The following is a 23,754-nucleotide window of genomic DNA, read 5'->3' on the forward strand; positions in this document are numbered from 1 at the left end:
ACTGAGTGAAAACAACTTAATGAAGCCAGTAATTGCACTTGTAGGACGTCCCAATGTCGGCAAATCGACCTTGTTTAATCGCCTGACGCGTTCACGCGATGCCTTGGTCGCCGATTTGCCCGGCTTGACTCGCGATCGCCATTACGGCGAAGGGCGGGTCGGCGAACGCCCGTTCCTGGTGATCGATACTGGCGGTTTCGAGCCGGTTGCCAAAGAAGGCATCATGCACGAAATGGCGAAGCAGACCAAGCAGGCGGTGGCGGAAGCCGATATCGTGATTTTCATTGTCGACGGCCGCCAGGGCCTGACGCCGCACGACAAGACCATTACCGATTTTCTGCGCAAATCCGGCCGCTCCGTGATGCTGGTGGTGAACAAATCCGAAGGCATGAAGTACACCTCGGTCACCGCCGAATTCTACGAGCTCGGCATGGGCGATCCCTACGTCATCTCGGCCGCCCACGGCGACGGCGTGACTGACCTGGTGGAAGAATCGCTCGACCTGGCTTTCTCGCAGCGTCCGTCGGAAGAACCGGAGCCGGAAGACAAGGAGCGCGGCGTCAAGATCGCCATCGTCGGCCGTCCGAATGTCGGCAAGTCGACCTTGGTCAATACCTTGCTGGGCGAAGAGCGCGTGATTGCGTTCGACATGCCGGGCACCACGCGCGACTCGATCGAGATCCCGTTCGAACGCGACGGCAAGAAATACACCTTGATCGATACCGCGGGCATCCGCCGCCGCGGCAAGGTTTTCGAGGCTATCGAAAAGTTTTCCGTGGTCAAGACTTTGCAGTCGATCTCGGAAGCCAACGTGGTCTTGCTGCTGCTCGACGCGCAGCAGGATATTTCCGAACAGGATGCCCACATCGCCGGCTTCGTGCTGGAGACCGGGCGTGCGCTGGTGGTCGGCGTCAACAAATGGGATGGCCTGACCAGCGACCGCCGCGATGAAATCAAGATGGACATGGATCGCAAGCTGAACTTCCTGTCATTTGCGAAATTCCATTTTATTTCAGCACTGAAATCGACCGGCATTACGCCGTTGATGAAATCGATAGATTCTGCGTATGCAGCGGCCATGTCCAACCTGACTACGCCAAAGCTGACGCGTGCCCTGATCGAAGCGGTAGAGCATCAGCAGCCGCGGCGCAAGGGTTCGATCCGTCCGAAGCTGCGTTATGCCCACCAGGGCGGTATGAATCCGCCTATCGTCGTGATCCACGGCAATGCCCTGGAATCGATCGAAGACAACTATAAGCGTTATCTCGAAAAACATTTCAGAGAAACTTTTTCGCTGGTTGGGACTCCATTACGCATCGAGTTCAGATCCAGTCGGAATCCATACGCTCGCCCGGAAAAATAATTTTTTAAAAACACTTTTTTCTGAGCAGTAAATCCGAAAATCGTTTACATTCGTAAAACACCCACCGAGTCATTCGCTTAGAATCGTATTGGTTCTATATTTTAATTTGCATCTGACTTCTAATCACAACAACACAGTGGAGTAGCCATGAGTAATAAAGGGCAATTGTTACAAGACCCGTTTTTGAACGCCTTGCGTAAAGAGCATGTTCCGGTGTCTATCTATCTGGTCAATGGCATCAAGCTTCAAGGCCATATCGAATCCTTCGATCAATACGTGGTTTTACTGCGTAATACCGTTACCCAAATGGTATACAAACACGCCATCTCAACCGTAGTTCCTGCACGCGCTGTCAATCTGAATCTTGAATCTGAAGCAGAATAACTATTCACTGTCGGCGAGGGCCGCAGCTACACGAATGTACCCATGCGCGCAGCGCTAGTCGGAGTGGACTTCGGCAAAGGCGACTTTGCCGCAAGTCTGGAAGAACTGTCTTTGCTGGCCAAATCAGCCGGCGCGGTGCCTCTCGTCACCATCACCGGCAAGCGCAGCAGTCCTGACGCCGCCTTGTTTGTCGGTTCAGGCAAAGCACAGGAAATAGCCGACGCGGTATTTGATGATGAACTTGAAATAGTCATTTTCAACCACGCCTTGTCGCCAGCCCAGCAGCGCAATCTCGAACGTGTACTGAAAGTAAGAGTGCTGGATCGCACCAGCCTCATACTCGACATCTTTGCCCAAAGAGCCAAAAGCCATGAAGGTAAAGTGCAGGTAGAGCTTGCACAGTTGCAACATCTGGCGACGCGGCTGATCCGCGGGTGGACTCACTTGGAACGGCAAAAAGGCGGTATCGGTTTGCGCGGACCGGGTGAAACCCAGCTGGAAACCGACCGCCGTTTGCTCGGCGACCGGGTCAAGGCCCTGCGCGCCAGGCTCGACAAGCTGCACCGGCAACATGCAACGCAACGGCGCGCACGCGGGCGCAGTGCGACTATCTCGATTTCGCTGGTGGGTTACACCAACGCCGGCAAATCGACCTTGTTCAACGCGCTGGCGAAAGCCGGCGTGTATGCGGCGGATCAGCTGTTCGCTACGCTGGACACCACGTCCAGGCGGGTTTACCTGGGCGAGGCGGGCAGTGTGGTGATTTCCGATACGGTCGGCTTCATCCGTGAGCTGCCGCATCAGCTGGTGGCCGCATTCCGGGCGACGCTGGAGGAAACCATCCATGCCGATCTGTTGCTGCATGTGGTGGATGCGGCAAGTCCGGCGCGCATGGAGCAGATCGAGCAGGTGAATCTGGTGCTGAAAGAAATCGGCGCCGACCATATTCCGCAGATTCTGGTGTGGAACAAGATAGACGCAGCGGAACTGGAGCCGGCGGTCGAACGTGATGAGTATGATAAAATTCAGCGAGTTTTTGTTAGCGCGCAAAAAGGCCAGGGGCTGGATTTATTAAGGCAGGCCATCGCCGAATTCGTGACTGGCAATCCACCGGCAGCGGCATATTCGTTGCCGGCCGCAGAAAATACGCAGCAGCAGGTGTAGAGCCATTGTTAAGCCGTTGTTTCAAAAGTAAGCGCCTCTAACGAGCATTCCAACCTATTTGTTTTATTTACTTAAAGATAACGATCGAATGCTTGGTACCTTATTCAAAAAACTTGGTGTGAAATTTTCGCTGAACGACCCGCAATGGGGCCGGAATTCGCAAAATGACAACAAGCAAAACAATGACGGCAAAAAGCCGAATAACGGCGGCCCGCCGGATTTGGACAAGCTGTGGCAGGACTTCAACCAGCGCCTGGCGCGCCTGCTGGGCAATAAAAACGGCGGTGGCGGCGATTCCAGCGGCGGCGGCTTCAATCCGGGCATGAAAGGCGCCGGTGTCGGCGTCGGCGCGATTGCGGCCGTGGTGGCCTTGCTGTGGCTGGCCAGCGGTTTCTTCACCGTGCAGGAAGGCCAGACCGGCGTTGTCATGACATTCGGCAAGTACAGCCATTCCACCACCCCAGGTTTCAACTGGCGCTGGCCTTACCCGATCCAGAGCCATGAGATCGTCAATGTTTCCCAGGTGCGTACGGTCGAAGTCGGCTATCGCGCCAACGCCAAGAACAAGCAGCCGAAAGAAGCCCTGATGCTGACCGATGATGAAAACATCATCGATATCCAGTTCGCCGTCCAGTACACGCTGAAGAGCGCGTCGGACTGGGTCTTCAACGTCCGCGATCCGGAGGAAACCGTGCGCCAGGTGGCGGAAACCTCGGTTCGCGAGGTAGTCGGCAGGAACAAGATGGACTTCGTGCTGTATGAAGGCCGCGAAAAAGTGGCGCTCGACACCAGCCAGCTGATGCAGCAGATCCTGGATCGCTATAAGGTCGGCGTGCAGATCACCAACGTCACGATGCAGGGCGTGCAGCCGCCGGAACAGGTGCAGGCAGCGTTCGACGACGCGGTAAAGGCAGGCCAGGACCGCGAGCGCCAGAAAAACGAAGGCCAGGCTTACGCCAACGATGTGATTCCAAAGGCACGCGGCGCGGCTTCGCGCCTGCTGCAGGAAGCGGAAGCATACAGCGCCCGCGTCACCGCCAATGCCGAGGGCGATGCCTCGCGCTTCAAGCAAGTGCTGACCGAGTACCAGAAGGCACCGGGCGTGACGCGCGACCGGATGTACCTGGATACCATGCAACAGATTTTTGCGAATACGACAAAAGTAATGGTTGATGCTAAAAGCGGGAGTAATTTATTGTATTTGCCATTGGATAAGCTGATTTCGCAATCGGTGGCCAGCGCCGTACCGGGCGCGGCGGCAAGCAGCGCCGGGACCAGCGCATCGTCATCGACGATGAAGGATGGCGCCAGCACGGTCGAAACGCGGCCGCAGCCGGATGACCGTTCGCGCGACAGCCGCGACTCGCGTGATCGGGAGGGCAGATAATGAATCGCCTTATCTCCCTGCTGATATTCGTATTCGCCGCGTTGTGGCTGGTGTTTTCGACCATCTTCGTGGTCGACCAGCGCCAGTACGCGATCCTGTTCGCCTTCGGCGAAGTGAAGCAGGTGATCAACCAGCCTGGCTTGCATTTCAAGCTGCCGCCGCCGTTCCAGAACGTGCTGTTCCTCGATAAGCGCATCCTCACCATCGATCCGCCGGATACCGACCGTTTCATCACGGCGGAAAAGATGAACATCCTGATCGACGCCTTTGTGAAATGGCGGATTACCGATCCGAAACTGTATTTCGTCAGCTTCGGCGGCGATGAAAAACGCGCCCAGGACCGCATGTCGCAAATCGTCAAGGCGGCCTTGAACGATGAAATCACCAAGCGCACGGTGCGCGAAGTGATCTCCGGCCAGCGCGGCAAGGTGATGGATTCGATCCGCAGCAAAGTGGCGGAAGAGTCGAAGCAGATCGGCGTCGACATCATCGATGTGCGCCTCAAGCGGGTTGACTACGTCGACCAGATCAATGCTTCGGTGTACGACCGCATGAAGTCCGAGCGCCTGCGGGTCGCCAATGAATTGCGTTCGACCGGTTCCGCGGATTCGGAAAAGATCCGCGCCGACGCCGACAAGCAGCGTACCGTGATCCTGGCGGAAGCTTATCGCGATGCGGAAAAGATGCGCGGCGAGGGCGATGCCAAGGCTTCGCAGATTTATGCCCAGGCATTCGGCCAGAATCCGGAATTCTACAAGTTCTACCGTAGCCTTGAAGCTTACCGCGCCAGCTTCAAGACCCGCCAGGACCTGATGGTGATTGATCCGAACTCGGAATTCTTTAAATATTTCCGTAGTCCGGCCGGCGGCGGGGCGGCAGCGCCTGCAAAAAAATAGGCCTTTTGCTGAGGGGCTGAATTATCCGGGAATGGCGCCCTCGCTAGCGGCGCCATTCCTTATTTTCGACGGCCGTATATGGCCATTGTCGTATTGATAACCGAGCCCCAGCATTTAGCCGAATTGATCCACAAAAGTAATTTTCCCTAGATTCATTTTTCCTATGCCGAATTGGCTTCTCCCTGAAAACATCGCCGACGTCTTGCCGTCCGAAGCGCGCAAGATCGAAGACCTGCGTCGCCTGATACTGGATAATTTCCGCCTGTACGGCTATGAGCTGGTCATGCCGCCCATGCTGGAATACCTGGAATCGCTGCTGGCCGGCGCCGGCCAGGATACCGACCTGCGCACCTTCAAGCTGGTCGACCAGCTGTCCGGCCGCACCCTCGGCATCCGCGCCGACATGACCACCCAGGTAGCGCGCATCGACGCCCATCTGCTGAACCGCGAGTCGGTCACCCGCCTGTGTTACGTCGGCAGCGTCCTGCATACCCGCCAGATCGGCTTGCACGCCACCCGCGAGCCGTTGCAGATCGGCGCCGAGATCTATGGGCACCTGGGGCTGGAAGCCGATGCCGAGATCCAGGAACTGGCGCTGGCGACCCTGGCCTTGGCCGGGATCGCCCAGGTACGCCTGGATTTGTGCCATGTTGGCATTTTGCGCACGATTATCGGAGGCGACGACGCCGCCAAGCTGGATGAAACCGAGCTGGTCGCCTTGCTGGAAGCCAAGGATGTGCCTGGCTTGCGCACCATCAGCGTCGATTACAAGCCGGACACCCGGGCCGCCTTGCTGGCCTTGCCGGGCCTGTATGGCGACGCCAGCGTCTTGCAGCAGGCGCGGCAGGTGCTGCCGGCGCTGCCGGCCATCGCCAAGGCCCTGGACGAGCTGGAAACTTTGGCGGTAGCAGCCGGGAAAGATTGCGTTACGGTCGATTTAGCCGATTTACGCGGGTATCATTACGAAAGTGGGCTGATTTTCGCCGCTTACGTGCCCGGCCTGCCGAATGCGATACTGCGCGGCGGTCGTTACGACGTCGGCGCGGCGTTCGGCCGTTCGCGTCCGGCCACCGGTTTTTCGATGGATTTGCGAGAGCTGGCAAGACTGATTCCGGTAGCAACCCGCAAGCGCGCGATCCATGCGCCTTGGGGAATTGAGGCAGGTTTGAAGGAAAAGATCGTTGAATTGCGCAAGGCTGGGGAAGTTGTGATCCAGAGTCTGCCCGGCCATGAAAACGATCAAGACGAGTTCGATTGCGACCGCGCGGTTGTACTCGAAAATGGAAACTGGATTATCAAAAATTTGGACTAAGTGATGTTACAGAAAAGCACCGCAAAAAACGTCGTTGTGATTGGCACCCAATGGGGCGACGAAGGAAAAGGCAAGATCGTTGACTGGCTGACCGACCACGCACAGGCAGTCGTGCGTTTTCAGGGCGGCCATAACGCTGGCCATACATTGGTCATCGGCGGCCACAAGACGGCATTGCAGCTGATCCCGTCCGGCATCATGCGCCCCGGCGTGGCTTGCTACATCGGTAACGGCGTGGTGCTGTCGGTGCCCGACCTGCTGCGCGAGATCGACAAACTGCAGGTGGCCGGGGTGGAAGTCGCATCGCGCCTGAAGATTTCCGAAGCCTGCCCGATCATCCTGCCTTACCACACCGCACTCGATGCGGCGCGTGAAGCAGCGCGCGGCGACGCCAAGATCGGCACCACCGGCAAGGGCATCGGCCCGGCCTACGAAGACAAGGTTGCGCGCCGCGCGATCCGCGTCGCCGACCTGCTCAACGAAAAGCGTTTTGCGGAAAAGCTGGCAGCCAACCTGGAATACCACAACTTTGTCCTGACCAATTACCTGAAGGCGCCGGCTGTCGATTACCAGAAGACGCTGGACGACGCCCTGGCCACCGTGCCGCGCCTGCGGCCGATGGTGGCCGATGTGTCGAGCGACCTGTACGCAGCCTACAACAACGGCGCCAGCCTGCTGTTCGAAGGCGCGCAGGGCAGCCTGCTGGACGTCGACCACGGCACTTATCCGTTCGTCACCTCGAGCAACTGCGTGGCCGGCAATGCCGCTGCCGGCAGCGGCGTCGGTCCTAACATGCTGCACTACATCCTGGGCATCACCAAGGCTTACACCACGCGTGTCGGCTCCGGGCCGTTCCCGTCGGAACTGCCGACCGACCAGGGCGTCGGCAAGCACCTGGCCAGCGTCGGCCATGAATTCGGCACAGTGACCGGCCGCGCCCGCCGCTGCGGCTGGTTCGATGCTGCGCTGCTGAAGCGTTCGGTGCAGATCAACGGCGTGTCCGGCATGTGCCTGACTAAGCTGGACGTGCTGGACGGCCTGGAAACGCTGAAGCTGTGCACCGGCTACACGCTCAACGGCAAGACCGTCGACATCTTCCCGGTCGGCGCCGAAGACGCTGCGCTGTGCCAGCCGATCTACGAAGAAATGCCGGGCTGGAGCGAATCCACGGTCGGCGCCAAATCGCTGGACGCCTTGCCGGCCACCGCCCGTGCTTATATCAAACGTATCGAAGAACTGGTAGGCGTGCCTATCGATATGGTGTCGACCGGTCCAGACCGCGAAGAAACCATCGTTTTGCGCCATCCATTTAAATAAAAGCAATATGAACAAATCAGATGATAAAGACCTGTGGGTCTCGTGGGATGAATATCACCGCATAATTGAAAAACTGGTATTGAACGTGCACGCCTCCGGCTGGCAGTTTGACCAGGTCTTGTGCCTGGCGCGCGGCGGCTTGCGCCCGGGCGACGTGTTTTCGCGCATTTTCGACGTGCCGCTGGCGATCCTGTCGACCAGTTCTTACCGCGAAGATGCCGGCACGGTGCGCAGCGAACTCGACATCGGCAAGCACATCACCATGAGCCGCGGCGCCTTGTCGGGCCGGGTGCTGGTGGTGGATGACCTGGTCGATTCGGGCGTGACGCTGGACAAGGTCCTGCATCACCTGAAGGAAAACTACGCTCCGGTGACCGAGGTGAAATCGGCAGTGATCTGGTGGAAGGCATGTTCTTCGCTGAAACCGGATTTTTACGTCGATTACCTGCCGACCAATCCGTGGATCCACCAGCCTTTCGAAGAATACGACAGCCTGCGTCCGCACCAGCTGGAAGCCTGGAGCAAAAAGGGCGTATCGAGATAATCGAGCGTGCTGAACAAAAAGCCCCGTTGCTTATACAACGGGGCTTTTTTACGCCTATGCCTGTTGTTCCAGGCTGACCCAGCTGGAATCCTGCGCGTGGCTGCGCAGCACGGCTTCAATGAATTCCATGCCTTGCACGCCATCCTTGACCGTGGTCAGGAATCGGCTATGGCCAGGAATGGGCCGGCCATCGTTGAGCGCGGCAATCTGCTGGGCGGCGTCGACATAGAGCTGGGCAAACGCTTCCAGGTAGCCTTCCGGATGACCGGCCGGGACCCGGGTAGCGTGTGCCGCTGCCTGGCCCTGCACGCGGCCGCGCGTGAGGCATTGTGCCTGGCCGCCTTGCGGTGTGAACCACAGCTGGTTCGGATTCTCCTGGTCGAACGCCAGGCTGGCCTTGCTGCCGTACAGGCGCAGCCGCAGCGCGTTTTCGCAGCCGGTGGCGACCTGGCTGGCCCACAGCGTGCCGCGGGCGCCGTTGGCGTAGCGCAGCATCACTTGCACATGGTCGTCGACCAGGCGGCCCGGCACGAAAGTATGCAGCTCGGCCAGCAGTTGCTCCGGGGTCGCGCCGCTGACGTATTGCGCCAGCTGGTAAGCATGGCTGCCGACGTCGCCGAGGGTGCCTGCCGGGCCGTTGCGGGCCGGATCGGAGCGCCAGCCGAGCGCCGCCGGATCTTGCGTGCCGTCGTTGGCAGCGGCCATGGCGGCGGGTATTTCGTCGGCCAGCCAGTCCTGGGAATACTCTACTTGCAGCAAGCGCAATTCACCGAGCGCGCCGGATTCAACCAGCTCCTTGGCATGGCGCACCATCGGATAGCCGGTATAGGTATGGGTGAGGGCGAACACCAGGTTCTTGCGTTGCGCCAGGGCCGCCAGCGCTTGCGCCTCTTGCAGCGAGACGGCGAGCGGCTTGTCGCAGATGACATGGATGCCGGCTTCCAGGAAAGCGGTGGCGACAGGCGCGTGCAGGTAGTTGGGGGTGACGATAGCCACTACGTCGATGCCGTCCGGGCGGGCCGCTTCGCGCCGCGCCATGTCGCGATAATCGGAATAGCTGCGGCTGCGGTCCAGGCGTATCGCGGCAGCGCTGGACGCTGCCCGCAGCGGGTTGCCGGACAGCGCTCCCGCTACCAGTTCGTAGTGATCGTCGAGCCGCGCAGCCATGCGGTGCACGGCGCCGATGAAAGCGCCGTCGCCGCCGCCCACCATGCCCAAGCGCAAACGCCGCGGCAGCCTGGTTTCCTGTTTGCCGTGATTGATGCCCATGTCTAGTCCAATCCTAATATTTGTGCAATCTGCGCCGTTTGCACCTGGCCACCGGCAAAATCGTCGAAGGCGCGTTCACTGACGCGGATGATGTGGCGGCGGATGAATTCCGCGCCCTCGGCGGCGCCGTCTTCCGGGTGTTTCAGCGCGCATTCCCATTCCAGCACGGCCCAGCCGGGGAAGTCGTACTGCGCCATCTTGGAAAAAATGGCCTTGAAATCGATCTGGCCGTCGCCCAGCGAACGGAAGCGTCCAGCGCGTTCCTGCCAGTCGGAAAATCCGCCGTAGACGCCTTGCCGGCCGTTAGGGCGGAACTCGGCGTCCTTGACGTGGAAGGCTTTGATGCGCCGGTGGTAGATGTCGATGAACGCCAGGTAATCCAGCTGCTGCAGCAGGAAATGACTGGGGTCGTACAAGATGTTGGCGCGCGGATGGTGATCGACCGCTTCGAGGAAGCGGTCGAAAGTGACGCCGTCATGCAGGTCTTCGCCGGGATGCAGTTCATAACAAAGATCGACGCCGGCGTCGTCAAAAGCGTCGAGCACAGGACGCCAGCGCCGCGCCAGTTCGGCGAACGCGGTTTTCACCAGTCCGGCCGGACGCTGTGGCCAGGGATACAGGTAGGGCCAGGCCAGCGCGCCGGAAAAAGTGACGTGCGCGCGCAGGCCCAGGCGGCGCGAGGCGATGGCTGCGCAGTGCAGCTGGTCCTCGGCCCAGGCAGTACGCGCAACCGCATTGCCGCGCAGCGCCGGCGGCGCAAAGCCGTCGAACAGCACGTCGTAGGCCGGATGCACTGCCAGCAGCTGGCCCTGCAAGTGGGTCGACAGTTCGCTAACCTGCAAGCCGTACCCGGCCAGCATGCCGGCGATGTCGTCGCAATAAGTCTGGCTTTGCGCCGCCAGTTCGAGGTCGAACAGGCGCGCATCGGTAGGCAGCTGCAGCGCCTTGTAACCCAGCGCGGAAGCCCACCTGGCCAGGTTTTCCAGGGTGTCGAACGGCGCCTTGTCGCCCATGTACTGGGCCAGAAACAGGGCCGGACCTAGTATCGTTTTCACGGTGCAATCCTTTCGTGCAGAGCAACCGCGCCGTCGAAGCAGCGCAGTTGTGCAGTTGCGCATTAAAACGGCGAATCAGGGAAATAGAACTGCTTGGCGTTCTGGTTGGTGATCAGGACCGACGGGATGATGGTGGTCGCCGGCAGTTTTTCACCCTTGAGGCGGGCTTCGGCAGTCATCTTGATGGCGTCGTAGATGAATTTCGGCGAATACGATACGTCGGCCTTGATCATCTTGTCGCCGTCGATGATTTTCTTGACGGCTCCCTTGGCGCCGGCGCCGCCGAAAATCTCTTTGATGTCGCTGCGCTTGGCCTGGTCGATGGCTTTCTGCACACCGACCGCCATATCGTCATCCGCCGCCCAGACCGCGTCGATCTGGCGGAAGCGCGTCAGGTAGTCCTGCATCACCTTGAAGGCGTCGTCGCGGTTCCAGTTGCCGTACTTGGCGTCGAGGATCTTGATGTCCGGATGGCCTTTCATGACGGCGCTGAAAGCATCGAAACGTTCGTTATCGAGGGTGGTCGGGATGCCGCGCAAGACCACGATGTTGCCCTTGCCGTTGAGCTGCTTCGCCAGATACTCGGCCGGCAGCTTGCCGAAGGCGGTATTGTCGCCGGCGACATAGGCGTCCTGGGCGGCGGTATTGGTCAGCCCGCGGTCAACCACCGTGACATACACGCCCTTGCTCTTGACCTGCATCACCGGCTGGGTAAGCGCAGCCGATTCCAGCGGGAAGATCACCAGCGCATTGATCTTGTTGACGGTCAGCATGTCTTGCAGCTGGTTGGCTTGCTCCGAAGCGGCGGCCGATGTCTTGACGATGATTTTCAGGTCGGGATGGGCTTTTTCCAGTTCTTTCTTGGCCTCGTTGGCCCACCACACGATGCCCGCGGTGAAACTGTGGGTAGCGGTAGGAATGGCGACGCCGAGCGTCACTTTTTCGGCGGCGTGGACGGGCAGGGCGGCGCCGTACGCAAATACGGCCAGGGCGGCAGCCGGCAACAAGCCGCGGCTAAAAATACGATGGATCGAATGCATGGTATCTCCTCCAGTTGGTGGTGCCGCTATCGGCATCCGGTTTTGAAACTACAAACGACATTGCGCTGCCGGCAGGAACCCTTAATGCCGGCCGCGCTGGAAATAAGCGACTGCGATGATGACGACGCCTTGCACTGCTGCATTCAGGTACACGCTGATGATGCTGGTCAGGTTAAGGATGTTGCTGATCACGGACAGCAGGATCGCGCCCACCACGGTGCCGACGATGCGGCCGGAACCGCCCTTGAGCGCGGTGCCGCCCACCACCACGGCGGCAATCGCTTCCAGTTCCCACAGCAGGCCGGTGGTCGGCGAGGCCGAGCCCAGGCGCGGCACGTACAGCACGGTGGCGATGCCGACGCATACGCCGAGCAGCATGTAGGTGCAGGTCTTGACGAAATCGACCCGGATGGCGGCGTAGCGGGCCACCTGTTCATTCGAGCCGATCGCCTGCACGTGGCGGCCGAAAGCGGTGCGATTCAGGATCAGCGCGCCGCCCAGCGCCACCGCCAGGAACACCCAGATCGGGATGGGGATGCCCAGCAGGTTGGTGTAGTAGACCGGGCTGTACAGGTCGGACAGCTGGTTGTCCAGCGTCAACGCGCCGCCGTCCGCCAGGTAGGTCAGCACCGAGCGGAAGATGCCCAGTGTGCCCAGCGTGACGATGAATGCTTCGATCTTGCCTTTGGTGATCAGCAAACCGTGCAGCAGGCCGAAGATCAGGCCCAGCAGCAGCGCCATCGCGATGCCGGTCACGACGATGGTCAGCGGCCCGAGCGTGCCTGCGCTCATCAGCATGTTCATGAAATAAATCATGCTGCCGGCAATCAGCGCGGCCATGGAACCGACCGAGAGGTCGATGCCGCCTGAAATGATGACAAACGTCATGCCGACCGCGATGATGCCGATGAAAGCGGTGCGGGTCAGCACGTTCATCAGGTTGTCGACGGTGGCGAAATCGCCGTTGAGCAAGGTGCCGGCGATGCACAGGCCGGCCAGCCCGAGCACCGGGCCGAGGCCCTTCAGGTGATTGAGGTACTGGAAAAACCGGGCGGATGCGCGGGAATCAACGGGTGCCGGTAGCATGGGAAATCAACTCCTCTTCGGTCAGCTGGTTGCTGGCCAGCGTGGTTTGCAGGACGCCCGCACGCATGACGGCGACGCGATGGCACAGGCCGATCAGTTCGATCAGTTCGGATGAAATGACGATCACCGCCCGGCCTTCGGCGGCCAGGCGCTGGATCAGGAAATAGATATCGCGCTTGGCGCCGACATCGACGCCGCGGGTCGGCTCGTCCAGGATGACCACGCGCGGATCGGCATGCAGGTATTTGGCCAGCGCCAGCTTTTGCTGGTTGCCGCCGGACAGCATGCGCGCCTTCACCTGCGGATTGCCGGCGCGGATGTTGAAATCCTGGATGGCGCGGGCGAGCGCCTGTTTTTCAGCCTGCAGGTCGAGCAGGGGGTGGCTGTAGCGCTCCAGCGTCATCAGGGTCAGGTTTTCGCGCAGGCCGAGATCGACGTGCAAGCCTTTGCCTTTACGGTCTTCGCTCAGGTAAGTCAGGCCGTGCTGCATGGCTTGCCGCGGGCTGCGCAGGTCGAGTTGTTTGCCGCCGATGGCGATCCGGCCGCCGCTGCGCGGACGCAGGCCGATCAGCGCTTCCATGGCTTCGGTGCGGCCGGCGCCGACCAGTCCGGCAAAGCCGAGGATTTCACCGGCGCGCACTTCAAAACCGAGGTCCGGGATCCAGCCCGGCACCGCCAGGTTTTCGACCTTGAGCAGCACCGGCGCATCGGCCGCCGGCATCAGCTTGGGCGGGAACATGTCCGACACATCGCGTCCCACCATCAGGTTCGCCATCTGATGGCGGTCCAGGCTGGCGGTCGGCTCGCGGGTGATGAAACGGCCGTCACGCATGATGATGACTTCATCCGTATGATTCTCGATTTCATCCAGCTTGTGCGAGATGTAAATGATGGTGACGCCTTGCTGCTTGAGCTGCGCCATCAAGGCAAACAGCCTTTGCGTCTCGCTTGATGTCAGGGTCGCGCTGGGTTCGTCCATGATCAGCAGGCGCGCCTTGCGCGACAAGGCCTTGGCAATTTCCACCAGCTGTTTTTCGGCGACGATCAGGGCGCTGACCTTGGTGTCCGGGCTCAGGTCGAGGCCGACCTGGGCCAGGCAGGCCGCCGCTTCGCTGCGCATGGCGGCGTCATCCAGCAGCCAGCCCTTGCGTTTTTCATGGCCGAGGAAAATGTTCTGGGCGATGGTCAGGTGCTCGGCCAGGTTGAATTCCTGGTGGATCAGCACAATGCCGCAAGCCTCGGCCTGGCGCGAACCGGTGAAATGGCGGCTTTCGCCGTCAATCGTCAGCTCGCCTTCGGTGATGCTTTCATAACCGGCCAGTATTTTCATCAGGGTCGATTTGCCGGCGCCGTTTTCGCCCAGCAAGCCGTAGACCCGGCCCAGTTCAAGGTCGAAGCTGACACCGTGCAGCACACGCACTGCGCCAAAATCCTTGCGGATATTCTCGAAGCGGACGGCGACGCTCATCTCAGCTGCTCTCCCGCTGGACCAGCTGATGGGGCAGCAACACCCCTTGCACGGTAGCCTCCGGATCGGCCAGCCGCTGCAGCAGCAACTGCGCCGCGGTTTCTCCGAGGGTGCGCATGGGCTGGGCGATGGTGGTCAGCGCCGGCCAGGTTTGCGCGGAAATGGCGATATCGTCGAAGCCCACCACGGCGGCGTCCTCGGGCACGCGCTTGTTCAGCTGGCGCATGGCGCTCAGGGCGCCGATAGCCAGCGTGTCCGATACAGCGAAGACGGCGCTGGGCGCATCCGGCTGCGCCATCATCTGCAGCGTGGCGTGTTTGCCGGCGTCGTAGTCGAGGCTGTCGACCTGCCGCCGCCATTCCGGGCGCGCCTGCAGTCCGGCGGCCTGCAAGGCGTCGAGATAACCACGCTGGCGTTCGCGCGCATAACGGTAGCGCTGGTCCGAATTGATCAGGCCGATGCGGGTGTGGCCGCGGGCTATCAGGTGACGTACGGCGTCGCCGGCGGCGCTGTAGTTGTCGACGCCGACATACGGTACGGCGATGCCGGGGTCGAATTCGCAGCAGGCGACCCAAGGCAGGATGTTGGATTCGTTGGCCAGGGCGTGCTGCACGGTATCCGGATCGAGGCAGATTGCGCCATCGGCGCGGTGCGTGCGCAGCAGGTCGAAATAGGCGCTCTCGCGCCCGGCTTCGGCGCCGGTATCGCACAGCATGACGAAATAACCGTGTTCGCGCGCCACGCTGTCGATGCCGCGCACGATTTCCGAATAAAACGGATTGCCGACGTCCGGCACCATGGTCAGCAGCAGGCGGCTGGTGGCGGTGCGCAGGTTGCGGGCCAGGTGGTTCAGCCGATAGCCCAGCGCTGTCACGGAGGTCATTACCTTGTCGCGGGTCCCGGGCCGTACGCCATCCATGTCGTTCATGACGCGTGACACGGTGGCCACCGATACGCCGGCATGCAGGGCGACAGCGGAGATCGAGGCGGACGTGGTTTTAGGCGGCATGGAAGGGTTTCGTTTGCTGTGGCCAATTTAAATGTAATCGATTACATTTGGTTTATACGTGCTCGCTGCGTGGCTGGCAAGATGAATCCATGCTGTGATGCAACATCAAAACCGGACTTGGAAAGGGCAAGGAGGGGGAGAATCGCAGAGCAGGAAAGGAAGCAGGAAGGGCAACAGAAACGCCAAAACCGGGGGTATCACCATGTTCAAGCAAAACAAACAAAAAAGGATATGTCTATGAGCAGCATTGCAAGCCGCAGCACCGTCGCAACGCCTTTCGAACAGCACCCGCAGACTTGGCGCGCCGTCATTTCATCATCCATCGGCAATGCGCTGGAATGGTTCGATGTCTTGCTGTACAGCGCCATGGCGGTCACCATCGCCAAACTGTTTTTCCCGACGGCGAACCAGACCGTATCGCTGCTGATTACCTTCGCCACCTTCGGCGTCTCGTTTTTCATGCGGCCGCTGGGCGCGGTGGTCATCGGCGCCTATTCTGACCGGGTCGGGCGCAAGGCCGCCTTGACGCTGTCGATCCTGCTGATGATGATCGGCACCTTGCTGATCGCCATCATGCCGACCTATGCCCAGATCGGCTTGTGGGCGCCGGCCGGCATCGTGCTGGCGCGCTTGCTGCAAGGGTTTTCCGCCGGCGGCGAATTCGGCAGCTCGACCGCTTTCCTGGTGGAGCATGCGCCGCACCGGCGCGGATTCTTTTCCAGCTGGCAGGTCGCCAGCCAGGGGCTGAGCATCGTGCTGGCGGCGCTGGCCGGGGCGCTGCTGTCGTCGCAGCTCTCCACCGAGCAGCTGGAATCGTGGGGCTGGCGCTTGCCGTTTTTCTTCGGGTTGCTGATCGGGCCGGCCGGTTATTACATCCGCAAGAACCTGGAAGAGTCGCCTGAGTTCGCCCAGGCCGACGCCACCCGCACGCCGCTGCGCGACATCATGACCAGCCAGAAGATGCGGCTGCTGATCGGTTCCGGCAGCGTCATCATGGCGACCGTGTCGGTGTACCTGGTGGTCTACATGCCGACCTACGCGGTCAAGCAGCTGGGCATGACGTCGACCGCTTCGTTCAGCGCCACCATCCTGGCCGGCCTGATCATGCTGCTGTTCTCGCCGGTGGTCGGCCAGCTCTCCGATAAATATGGGCGCACTCCGTTCATGCTGGCCAGCAGCGTGCTGTTCGTGCTGCTGACTTATCCCTTGTTCTCCTGGCTGTCGTTCAACCCGAGCTTCATCAACCTGCTGCTGGTGCAAGGCGTGATCGGCCTGCTGATGACCATGTATTTCGCCGCTATGCCGGCGCTGCTGTCGGATATTTTCCCGGTCCAGACGCGAGGCACCGGCATGTCCCTGAGCTACAACATTGCGGTGATGATTTTCGGCGGCTTTGCAGGGATGATGATTACCTGGCTGATTGCTGTTACAGAGAACAAGCTGGCGGTGACCTTTTACGTGATTGGCGGGGCATTGCTGAGCGTGATCGCCACGCTTGCCGCGCGCTACAAGCTGCGCTTGCGTTAAGCGCTCCAATTGCATGGCAGTCAAGATGGCTTGCCTGTCATGCAAAAAATATTCGATTAAAAAATTAAACGAAAAATTGTTTCTATTTTCGAGAATCGTGCCTACAATGGCAGAAAGCGGTAACCGACCAAAATACAAACATAGACACGGAGATGAACCATGATGAACGTTGCGGTATTCGGCGCCGGCCGTATCGGCAAGATCCATGCGGGCAACCTGGTGCTGCAGCCGGGCGCCAATCTGAAATACGTTAGTGACATCAATGCACAAGCCGCGCAGGAACTGGCCGGGCAGCATGGCGCGCAGGTGGCGGATATCGACGGCGTACTGGCCGATCCGAGCATAGGCGCGGTGCTGATCGCCTCCAGCACCGACACCCACGCAGACCTGATCATGCGCGCGGCGGCGGCGGGCAAGGCGATCTTTTGCGAGAAGCCGGTCGACCTGACGCTGGAGCGCGCCAAGGCATGCGCGCGCGCGGTGGCCGACGCCGGGGTGACTTGCATGATCGGTTTCCAGCGCCGTTTCGATCCGACATTCCATGCGCTGAAGACGCGCCTGTCCGCCGGCGAAATCGGCGATCCGGAAATGCTGATCGTCACCAGCCGCGACCCTGGCGCGCCGCCGGTGTCGTATATCAAAAGCTCGGGCGGCATATTCAAGGACATGCTGATCCACGATTTCGATATTTTCCGCTGGATACTGGAAGACGAAGCCGTCAGCATCTCGGCCACCGGCAGCTGCCTGACCGATCCGGCGATAGCCGAAGCCGGCGACATCGATTGCGCCGCGGTCACCATCCGCAGCCGGCGCGGCCGCCTGTGCCAGATCAATACCAGCCGCCGCGCCGCCTATGGCTACGACCAGCGTTTCGAAGTGCTGGGCAGCAAGGGCATGCTGCAGGCCGGCAACCACAAACCGACCGAGGTGGTCGCCGCCACCGGGCACAGCGTCAGCCAGGACAAGCCCGAGCATTTTTTCCTGGAGCGCTATCGTGCTGCCTATGCCAGCGAGATCGCCCATTTTTTTGATGCGGTGGTGAACAAAGTGGCAGTACGCACCACGATTGAAGACGGCGTCAAGGCCCTGGAACTGGCCGAAGCGGCAACCCTGTCCTGGCGTGAAAACCGTACCATCGAGCTGGCCAAATGAACCATTCCCGGACACTGAAAGTCGGCATCGTCGGCCTTGGCAGGCTAGGGCGGCGGCATGCGGAAAACCTGATGTCGCGGGTGACCGGCGCCGAGCTGGCGGCGGCCTGCAGTCCCTTGCCGGCAGAACTGGAGTGGGCGCGCGATACTCTGCAGGTGCCGCATCTGTACGCCGACTATGAAGCCCTGCTGGCCCACGACGGGCTGGATGCGGTATTCCTGGTGACGCCGACATCCTTGCATCCGCAGCAGATCATCCAGGCTTTGCAGGCCGGCAAACATGTGTTTTGCGAAAAACCCCTGTCGCTGGACCTGGAGGATTGCCGCCGGGTCAGCGCCGAGGCAGCGCGTCATCCGCAGCTGAAGGTGATGATCGGTTTTGTGCGCCGCTTCGACGCCAGCTATCAGGACGCTTATAAAAAAATCCAGCAAGGCGCCATCGGTGCGCCGTTCATGGTGTATTCGCAGACTTGCGACCAGCACGATCCGGACGGATTCTTTGTCAAGTTCGCCGCTACCAGCGGCGGCATCTTCCTCGATTGCAGCGTGCACGATATCGACCTGGCGCGCTGGCTGCTCGGCAACCCGCGGCCGGTCCGTGTCTATGCCAGCGGCACCCGCGCCATCCATCAGGACCTGCAGCAGTTCCAGGACGTCGACAATGGTGTCGCCATCTGCGAGTTCGACAACGGCAAGCTGGCCACCTTCTACGCCTCGCGCACGATGGCGCACGGCCACGACACCATGACTGAAATCACCGGCACGGCGGGGCGCCTGACAGTGGGCAGCAATCCGCGCAAGAACCGCCTGGAAATCGCCGACGCCCATGGCGTCCGCAACGAATGTGTGCCCAGTTTCTTCGAGCGTTTCGAAGACGCCTTCCTGACCGAGGTCAGTACTTTCGTGGACGCGATACGCCGGGAGCAAAAGTTGGAGCTCACTCTGGACGACGCTACCGAGGCGACCCGGATCGGCATTGCTTTGCGCGAATCGTTGCTGTCAAAACAGCCAGTGTTGTTATGACTGCCCTTGCCTGGACACGCGGTGGTATGCGTATTCGATTGGGCGGGGTGGTAAAAAAGAGAAGGGAAAAGCCAGGACCAAGACTTTATTTGGTTGCGATGAAATAGACAACGGAAACCAGCAAGCCTGTAACGCCAATCAGTTTCCAGGTCAGTCCGTGCAGTTCCTTGTGCATGCTGGAAAATTCTTTATGCATAGTGGATTCAAGGTCTTTCAAGTCGGATGTTGTGGCGCAGGCATCCAGCCTTGTTTCTATGCGTGAAAGGCGTTCGCGCGTGTCGGCCGCAGACTCTTCGAGTTTGCCGATTCTTGTTTCCAGCGCGCCTGCCTGGCAGTTGTCGGCAGCAAGATGCGATTTTTGTGCTTGCGTGCGTTTCTCGGTGAGATGTTTAAGTTCGGTCATGACTTTCCTCAAAGCATGTTGCGCATCATGAATGTGCGGTGACATTGATAGCTTGAGAAATATTAACGCAATTTCAGTGCTTTTTTATTCATCATAACCTTCAATTGCACCGGTTTCCTCTACATTAAGCTCTAACCTATAAGCCAAGGCAATGAACAGCGCCTGGCACAGGCACATCGCATTGGTCAGCGAACGGAAGGCGAAGGCGCTGCCTTCCTTCACCGTCAGCAGCACCGACGCATGCCGGGCCAGCGGACTCAGCTGGCTGTCGGTGATGACCAGCGACTTGGCCTGGTGGTGATGCGCCAGCCGCACGCAAGCCTGGGTTTCCTTGCCGTAAGGCGTAAAGCTGATCGCGATCACCACGTCGTTCTTGCCTATGCTGCGGATCTGCTCGCGGATCATGCCGCCCAGTCCGGATAGCAGGTGCACGCGCTTGTTGGTGTGCTGCAAGGCATACACGATGTAGCTGGCGATAGGAAAGGAGCGGCGCACGCCGATCACGTAGATGTTCTCGGCCTTCTGCAGCAGCTTGACCGCCGCGTCGAACTGCACGTCGTCCATGCCGTTCAGCAGTTCATCCAGGCCGCTGCGGCTGGCGGCGATGAATTCGCGCGCCATCGAACCGCCGGTGAGCGGGGTCGGCTTGGCGTCGATCAGCTTGCGTATCCGTTGCTGGTAGTTTTGCGAAGGGATCGCCTGCGCCGTATAGGCGTCGCGGAAAACCGCCTGCATCTCGCTGAAGCCGCTGAAGCCGAACTGCTTGGCGAAGCGCACGATGGCGGACGGCTGCACATCGCAATGCTCGGCGATGTCGCTGATCCGTTCCAGCATCAGGCTGCCGCGGTGCTGTTCCACATAGGTGGCGATAATCTTCAGCTGGCGCGAAAGCGTTGCGTATTGTTCGGCGATTTGCAGCATCAGCTGGTCGACAGTCGGCGTATCTGCCATGGTGTTCTTTCTGGTTTATGTCGTGGAGCAATTATAAAGAAAATTTGGCAAGTGAAAATAAAATTCTAAATTAAATTTAATTGAAAAAAACGTTGCATATTGAATCCGCTTGTTCTATTGTTTAATACCGATGACGCTGTCGGATCCGGGCGATCAGCCTAAAGAATAGTGAATAAAACAACAACGGAGACAACTATGCAACGACTCAGATGCAAGGGCCTGACCAGGGCCCTGATGGTGACGGCGCTGGCGATGAGCTTTGGCGCCATGAACCCCAGTTATGCCGCAAATGAAAAATTCGTCCTGATCAGCCACGCACCGGATTCCGATTCCTGGTGGAACACCATCAAGAACGCCATCAAGCAGGCCGGCGAAGATTTCAACGTTACAGTCGATTACCGCAATCCGCCCAATGGCGACCTGTCCGACATGTCGCGCCTGATCGAACAGGCCGCGGCCCGTCATTATGATGGCGTGATCGCCAGCATCGCCGATTTCAGCGTGCTGAAAAAAGCCATGGAAAACGTCACCGCCAAGAAAATCCCGCTGGTCACCATCAATTCCGGCACCCAGCAGCAAAGTGAAGAGCTGGGCGCGATCATGCACGTCGGCCAGCCGGAATACGATGCAGGCAAGGGCGCCGGCGAAAAAGCCAAGGCAGCCGGCATCAAGTCTTTCCTGTGCGTCAACCACTATGCCACCAATCCTTCCTCCTTCGAGCGCTGCCGCGGTTTTGCCGAGGCCATCGGCGTCGATTATAAAAAATCAACACTGGACGCAGGCCAGGATCCGACCGGCATAGAGAGCAAGGTCAGCGCCTACCTGCGCAACAATCCCGGCACCCAGGCGGTGCTGGCGCTCGGTCCGGATTCGGCGTCGCCAAGCTTGCGCGCGCTGCAAAAAATGGGTTTGAAGGGCAAGATGTGGTTCGCTACCTTCGACCTGTCCGAAGAAGTCGCCAAGGGCATCAAGGATGGTTCGGTGCAGTTTGCGATTGACCAGCAACCCTACCTGCAAGGTTATATCCCGGTCGCCGTGCTAGCCATCATGACGCAAAACAAGACCACCGACGTCGCCACCATCCAGGCCAAGCTGAAAGCCAATCCGAAGTTCCAGGCGCGGCTGGCTGAATATGGGTTGGCGCCGCTCTACGGACCGCGCCACATCAGCTCCGGTCCTGGCTACATCACCAAGGACAACCTCGACAAAGTGCTGAAATACGCTGGCCAGTATCGCTGATCCAGCGCCTTGTTTTAACATGGCTGCCCGCAGCGGCGACGCTGCCGGCAGCCGATAAGTGGAAACCCCAGGGGGACGATGCACCCGGGTCTTGTTACGCCCGAGGCATCTCGCCATACCCCATCAGGCCGTTCCGTTTTGAGCCCTACCAGCGGCCGGCCAGCAGCCAATACAGCAGGAGATACAACCATGAATTCAAGCAGTGTGCACGCTGACAAGCTAGGCGCCGACGGCGCACCCGCTCATCTTGCAGCGCCGCAGAAGGCCGCGCCGAAAGACGAGCGGGTCCGCAAGGAAGGTTCTTTGAAGCGTTTCCTGGGACGTCCGGAATTTGCCTCGCTGGCAGGCGCGATCCTGGTCTTTATCGTATTCGGTTTCGCCGCCGGCGATTCCGGCATGTTCAACCTGGATGGCGTCGTCAACTGGATGCAGGTGGCGGCCTACCTGGGCCTGATCTCCATCGGCGCCTGCGTGCTGATGATCGCCGGCGAGTTCGATTTGTCGATCGGTTCGATGATCGGCTTCGCCGGCATGATGGTGGCGATTCCCACCGTCTATTTCCACTGGCCGTTCTGGCTGGCGGTGCTGTTTGCCTTTGCCGGCTCGATGGCGCTGGGCTGGCTCAACGGCTACCTGGTGGTCAAGACCCGGCTGCCTTCCTTCATCGTCACGCTGGCGTTCATGTTCATCCTGCGCGGCCTGACGCTGGCGTTGTCGATCATGTTCGCCAACCGCACCATCGTCAGCGGCGTCGGCGACCTCGCGGCGAACGACTGGCTGGGCAGCTGGCTGTTCACCGGCAATCTCGGCAGCGGGCTGTTCCACTGGATGGCCGCCCACGGCTGGATCGCCACCATGGCCAACGGCCAGCCGCTGGTGGCCGGGATTCCCAAGGTGATCGCCTGGTGGCTGGTGCTGGCGCTGGCGGCGAGCTTTGTGCTGGCGCGCACCCGTTTCGGCAACTGGATCTTCGCCGTCGGCGGCGACGCCAACGCCGCCAAGAACGTCGGCGTGCCGGTCAAGCGGGTCAAGACGTCGCTGTTCGTGTTCACCGCTTTCTGCGCCTGCCTGTTCGCCGTGCTGCAGGTGGCCGACGTCGGCTCGGCCGCGGCCGACCGCGGCTTGCAGAAGGAATTTGAAGCCATCATTGCTGCCGTGATCGGCGGCGCCTTGCTGACCGGCGGTTACGGTTCGGTGATCGGCGCCTGCTTCGGCGCCCTGATCTTCGGCGTGGTGCAGATCGGCATCACCTATACCAATCTCAATTCGGACTGGTTCCGCGTGTTCCTCGGCGTGATGCTGCTGGTGGCCGTATTGTTCAACAATTATGTCCGTCGCCGTGTGACGGAAGCGAGGTAATCATGAGTGAAACCATTCTGGCACTGGAAAACGTCAGCAAGTATTTCGGTTCGGTGATCGCCTTGCAGAACGTCACATTGCGCTTGAAAAAGGGCGAAGTGCATTGCCTGCTGGGCGACAACGGCGCCGGCAAGTCGACCCTGATCAAGACGCTGGCGGGAGTGCACAAGCCGTCCGAAGGAGAGTACCTGGTCGACGGCAAGCCGGTCTCTTTCAATTCGCCGAAAGAAGCGCTGGATGTCGGCGTGGCGACCGTGTACCAGGACCTGGCCCTGGTGCCGCTGCTGTCGGTGGCGCGCAATTTCTTCATGGGGCGCGAGCCGACCAAGAAGGTATTCGGCATCACCGTCATGGATATCAATTACGCAGCCGAGACGGCGCGTGAAAAGCTGGCTGAAATGGGCATCATGGTGCGCGATCCGCACCATGCGATAGGCACCATGTCGGGCGGTGAGAAACAATGCCTGGCGATTGCCCGAGCGATCCATTTCGGCGCCCGCGTCCTGATCCTGGACGAACCGACCGCGGCGCTCGGCGTCAAGCAGTCGTTCAATGTGCTCAAGCTGATCCACAAGGCGCGCGAGCGCGGCATTTCGGTGATTTTTATTACCCACAATGTGCATCATGCCTATCCGATCGGGGATTCGTTTACCTTGCTTAACCGCGGCAAATCGATGGGCACTTTCACCAAGGACAATGTCACCAAGGACGAAGTGCTGGACATGATGGCCGGCGGCGCGGAAATGCAGACGCTGATGAATCAGTTGGAAGGCATACAGGTCTAGGTCCAAGTTCAAATGGTTCAGT

22 protein-coding genes are annotated in these 23,754 nt (G+C 60.0%); 14 read left to right on the plus strand and 8 right to left on the minus strand.

The features are described from left to right. Positions 1 to 19 precede the first annotated feature (19 nt). The 8 genes from der (at position 20) to JWQ61_RS10605 (ending at position 8,367) form a co-directional block, all read left to right on the plus strand. Positions 20 to 1,363: a ribosome biogenesis GTPase Der gene (der, locus tag JWQ61_RS10570; RefSeq protein ID WP_304360494.1), complete on the plus strand. Its 1,344-nt coding sequence runs from the start codon at positions 20 to 22 to the stop codon at positions 1,361 to 1,363. Positions 1,364 to 1,510: 147 nt separating this feature from the next. Further along, positions 1,511 to 1,747: an RNA chaperone Hfq gene (hfq, locus tag JWQ61_RS10575; RefSeq protein WP_019141241.1), complete on the plus strand. Its 237-nt coding sequence runs from the start codon at positions 1,511 to 1,513 to the stop codon at positions 1,745 to 1,747. A gap of 42 nt (positions 1,748 to 1,789) precedes the next feature. Beyond that, complete coding sequence (gene hflX / locus JWQ61_RS10580) at positions 1,790 to 2,911, plus strand: GTPase HflX (protein ID WP_304360495.1); 1,122 nt, start codon at positions 1,790 to 1,792, stop codon at positions 2,909 to 2,911. Between the two features lie 88 nt (positions 2,912 to 2,999). After that, a complete protein-coding gene (gene hflK / locus JWQ61_RS10585; RefSeq protein ID WP_304360496.1) occupies positions 3,000 to 4,298 on the plus strand; it encodes an FtsH protease activity modulator HflK in 1,299 nt (432 codons plus the stop codon). After that, complete coding sequence (hflC, locus tag JWQ61_RS10590; RefSeq protein ID WP_120236053.1) at positions 4,298 to 5,194, plus strand: protease modulator HflC; 897 nt, start codon at positions 4,298 to 4,300, stop codon at positions 5,192 to 5,194. Before hflK ends, hflC begins: the two co-directional genes overlap by 1 nt. Before the next feature lie 163 nt (positions 5,195 to 5,357). After that, positions 5,358 to 6,506: an ATP phosphoribosyltransferase regulatory subunit gene (locus JWQ61_RS10595; RefSeq protein ID WP_304360497.1), complete on the plus strand. Its 1,149-nt coding sequence runs from the start codon at positions 5,358 to 5,360 to the stop codon at positions 6,504 to 6,506. A gap of 3 nt (positions 6,507 to 6,509) precedes the next feature. Next, positions 6,510 to 7,823, plus strand: a complete 1,314-nt coding sequence (locus JWQ61_RS10600; RefSeq protein ID WP_304360498.1) for an adenylosuccinate synthase — start codon at positions 6,510 to 6,512, stop codon at positions 7,821 to 7,823. A gap of 7 nt (positions 7,824 to 7,830) precedes the next feature. Continuing rightward, positions 7,831 to 8,367, plus strand: a complete 537-nt coding sequence (locus tag JWQ61_RS10605; protein ID WP_014005912.1) for a phosphoribosyltransferase — start codon at positions 7,831 to 7,833, stop codon at positions 8,365 to 8,367. 54 nt (positions 8,368 to 8,421) lie between these two features. Here the strand turns inward: JWQ61_RS10605 and JWQ61_RS10610 are convergent, their stop codons facing one another. The 6 genes from JWQ61_RS10610 to JWQ61_RS10635 form a co-directional block, all read right to left on the minus strand. Beyond that, positions 8,422 to 9,636, minus strand: a complete 1,215-nt coding sequence (locus tag JWQ61_RS10610; protein WP_304360499.1) for a Gfo/Idh/MocA family protein — start codon at positions 9,634 to 9,636, stop codon at positions 8,422 to 8,424. 2 nt (positions 9,637 to 9,638) lie between these two features. After that, positions 9,639 to 10,691: a sugar phosphate isomerase/epimerase gene (locus JWQ61_RS10615; protein WP_304360500.1), complete on the minus strand. Its 1,053-nt coding sequence runs from the start codon at positions 10,689 to 10,691 to the stop codon at positions 9,639 to 9,641. Positions 10,692 to 10,753: 62 nt separating this feature from the next. After that, on the minus strand, positions 10,754 to 11,731 hold the full coding sequence (locus tag JWQ61_RS10620; RefSeq protein ID WP_304360501.1) for a substrate-binding domain-containing protein: 978 nt from the start codon (positions 11,729 to 11,731) through the stop codon (positions 10,754 to 10,756). An 81-nt stretch (positions 11,732 to 11,812) separates the two neighbouring features. Next, a complete protein-coding gene (locus JWQ61_RS10625) occupies positions 11,813 to 12,817 on the minus strand; it encodes an ABC transporter permease (protein ID WP_304360502.1) in 1,005 nt (334 codons plus the stop codon). Beyond that, positions 12,798 to 14,285 carry a sugar ABC transporter ATP-binding protein gene (locus tag JWQ61_RS10630; protein ID WP_304360503.1) on the minus strand — a complete coding sequence of 496 codons (1,488 nt, stop codon included), beginning with the start codon at positions 14,283 to 14,285 and terminating at the stop codon, positions 12,798 to 12,800. Before JWQ61_RS10630 ends, JWQ61_RS10625 begins: the two co-directional genes overlap by 20 nt. A 1-nt stretch (position 14,286) precedes the next feature. Then, positions 14,287 to 15,294: a LacI family DNA-binding transcriptional regulator gene (locus JWQ61_RS10635; RefSeq protein WP_304360504.1), complete on the minus strand. Its 1,008-nt coding sequence runs from the start codon at positions 15,292 to 15,294 to the stop codon at positions 14,287 to 14,289. A 237-nt stretch (positions 15,295 to 15,531) separates the two neighbouring features. Here JWQ61_RS10635 and JWQ61_RS10640 point away from each other — a divergent pair, with 237 nt between their 5' ends. The 3 genes from JWQ61_RS10640 (at position 15,532) to JWQ61_RS10650 (ending at position 18,995) form a co-directional block, all read left to right on the plus strand. Next, on the plus strand, positions 15,532 to 16,821 hold the full coding sequence (locus JWQ61_RS10640; RefSeq protein WP_304360505.1) for an MFS transporter: 1,290 nt from the start codon (positions 15,532 to 15,534) through the stop codon (positions 16,819 to 16,821). Positions 16,822 to 16,980: 159 nt separating this feature from the next. Continuing rightward, positions 16,981 to 17,973, plus strand: coding sequence for an inositol 2-dehydrogenase (iolG, locus tag JWQ61_RS10645; RefSeq protein ID WP_304360506.1), 993 nt, complete (start codon positions 16,981 to 16,983; stop codon positions 17,971 to 17,973). Further along, positions 17,970 to 18,995, plus strand: a complete 1,026-nt coding sequence (locus JWQ61_RS10650; RefSeq protein WP_304360507.1) for a Gfo/Idh/MocA family oxidoreductase — start codon at positions 17,970 to 17,972, stop codon at positions 18,993 to 18,995. Before iolG ends, JWQ61_RS10650 begins: the two co-directional genes overlap by 4 nt. Positions 18,996 to 19,080: 85 nt before the next feature. Here the strand turns inward: JWQ61_RS10650 and JWQ61_RS10655 are convergent, their stop codons facing one another. Both JWQ61_RS10655 and JWQ61_RS10660 read right to left on the minus strand, forming a co-directional pair. Further along, a complete protein-coding gene (locus JWQ61_RS10655; protein ID WP_304360508.1) occupies positions 19,081 to 19,443 on the minus strand; it encodes a hypothetical protein in 363 nt (120 codons plus the stop codon). A 39-nt stretch (positions 19,444 to 19,482) separates the two neighbouring features. Next, a complete protein-coding gene (locus tag JWQ61_RS10660; protein WP_120236040.1) occupies positions 19,483 to 20,349 on the minus strand; it encodes a MurR/RpiR family transcriptional regulator in 867 nt (288 codons plus the stop codon). A 234-nt stretch (positions 20,350 to 20,583) separates the two neighbouring features. Between JWQ61_RS10660 and JWQ61_RS10665 the strand changes: the two genes are divergently transcribed. From JWQ61_RS10665 to JWQ61_RS10675, 3 genes are all read left to right on the plus strand, one after another. After that, positions 20,584 to 21,588 carry a sugar ABC transporter substrate-binding protein gene (locus JWQ61_RS10665; RefSeq protein ID WP_304360547.1) on the plus strand — a complete coding sequence of 335 codons (1,005 nt, stop codon included), beginning with the start codon at positions 20,584 to 20,586 and terminating at the stop codon, positions 21,586 to 21,588. A 189-nt stretch (positions 21,589 to 21,777) separates the two neighbouring features. Beyond that, a complete protein-coding gene (locus JWQ61_RS10670) occupies positions 21,778 to 22,947 on the plus strand; it encodes an ABC transporter permease (RefSeq protein ID WP_304360509.1) in 1,170 nt (389 codons plus the stop codon). Positions 22,948 to 22,949: 2 nt separating this feature from the next. Next, positions 22,950 to 23,732 (plus strand): ATP-binding cassette domain-containing protein, encoded by a 783-nt coding sequence (locus tag JWQ61_RS10675; RefSeq protein WP_304360510.1) that lies wholly within the window; start codon positions 22,950 to 22,952, stop codon positions 23,730 to 23,732. Positions 23,733 to 23,754: the final 22 nt, after the last annotated feature.

Source organism: Collimonas fungivorans, from assembly GCF_028292705.1.
Taxonomy (GTDB): domain Bacteria; phylum Pseudomonadota; class Gammaproteobacteria; order Burkholderiales; family Burkholderiaceae_D; genus Collimonas; species Collimonas fungivorans_B.

Excerpts from the sequence above, each read along its gene's own strand:
- hfq (WP_019141241.1), top strand. The coding sequence starts at position 1,511 with ATGAGTAATAAAGGGCAATTGTTACAAGACCCGTTTTTGAACGCCTTG.
- JWQ61_RS10595 (WP_304360497.1), top strand. The coding sequence starts at position 5,358 with ATGCCGAATTGGCTTCTCCCTGAAAACATCGCCGACGTCTTGCCGTCC.
- JWQ61_RS10635 (WP_304360504.1), bottom strand. The coding sequence starts at position 15,294 with ATGCCGCCTAAAACCACGTCCGCCTCGATCTCCGCTGTCGCCCTGCAT.
- iolG (WP_304360506.1), top strand. The coding sequence starts at position 16,981 with ATGATGAACGTTGCGGTATTCGGCGCCGGCCGTATCGGCAAGATCCAT.
- hflC (WP_120236053.1), top strand. The coding sequence starts at position 4,298 with ATGAATCGCCTTATCTCCCTGCTGATATTCGTATTCGCCGCGTTGTGG.
- JWQ61_RS10665 (WP_304360547.1), top strand. The coding sequence starts at position 20,584 with ATGGTGACGGCGCTGGCGATGAGCTTTGGCGCCATGAACCCCAGTTAT.
- JWQ61_RS10660 (WP_120236040.1), bottom strand. The coding sequence starts at position 20,349 with ATGGCAGATACGCCGACTGTCGACCAGCTGATGCTGCAAATCGCCGAA.
- JWQ61_RS10675 (WP_304360510.1), top strand. The coding sequence starts at position 22,950 with ATGAGTGAAACCATTCTGGCACTGGAAAACGTCAGCAAGTATTTCGGT.
- JWQ61_RS10625 (WP_304360502.1), bottom strand. The coding sequence starts at position 12,817 with ATGCTACCGGCACCCGTTGATTCCCGCGCATCCGCCCGGTTTTTCCAG.
- JWQ61_RS10600 (WP_304360498.1), top strand. The coding sequence starts at position 6,510 with ATGTTACAGAAAAGCACCGCAAAAAACGTCGTTGTGATTGGCACCCAA.
- JWQ61_RS10605 (WP_014005912.1), top strand. The coding sequence starts at position 7,831 with ATGAACAAATCAGATGATAAAGACCTGTGGGTCTCGTGGGATGAATAT.
- JWQ61_RS10630 (WP_304360503.1), bottom strand. The coding sequence starts at position 14,285 with ATGAGCGTCGCCGTCCGCTTCGAGAATATCCGCAAGGATTTTGGCGCA.
- JWQ61_RS10670 (WP_304360509.1), top strand. The coding sequence starts at position 21,778 with ATGAATTCAAGCAGTGTGCACGCTGACAAGCTAGGCGCCGACGGCGCA.
- hflK (WP_304360496.1), top strand. The coding sequence starts at position 3,000 with ATGCTTGGTACCTTATTCAAAAAACTTGGTGTGAAATTTTCGCTGAAC.
- JWQ61_RS10610 (WP_304360499.1), bottom strand. The coding sequence starts at position 9,636 with ATGGGCATCAATCACGGCAAACAGGAAACCAGGCTGCCGCGGCGTTTG.
- JWQ61_RS10650 (WP_304360507.1), top strand. The coding sequence starts at position 17,970 with ATGAACCATTCCCGGACACTGAAAGTCGGCATCGTCGGCCTTGGCAGG.
- JWQ61_RS10620 (WP_304360501.1), bottom strand. The coding sequence starts at position 11,731 with ATGCATTCGATCCATCGTATTTTTAGCCGCGGCTTGTTGCCGGCTGCC.
- hflX (WP_304360495.1), top strand. The coding sequence starts at position 1,790 with ATGCGCGCAGCGCTAGTCGGAGTGGACTTCGGCAAAGGCGACTTTGCC.
- der (WP_304360494.1), top strand. The coding sequence starts at position 20 with ATGAAGCCAGTAATTGCACTTGTAGGACGTCCCAATGTCGGCAAATCG.
- JWQ61_RS10640 (WP_304360505.1), top strand. The coding sequence starts at position 15,532 with ATGAGCAGCATTGCAAGCCGCAGCACCGTCGCAACGCCTTTCGAACAG.
- JWQ61_RS10655 (WP_304360508.1), bottom strand. The coding sequence starts at position 19,443 with ATGTCACCGCACATTCATGATGCGCAACATGCTTTGAGGAAAGTCATG.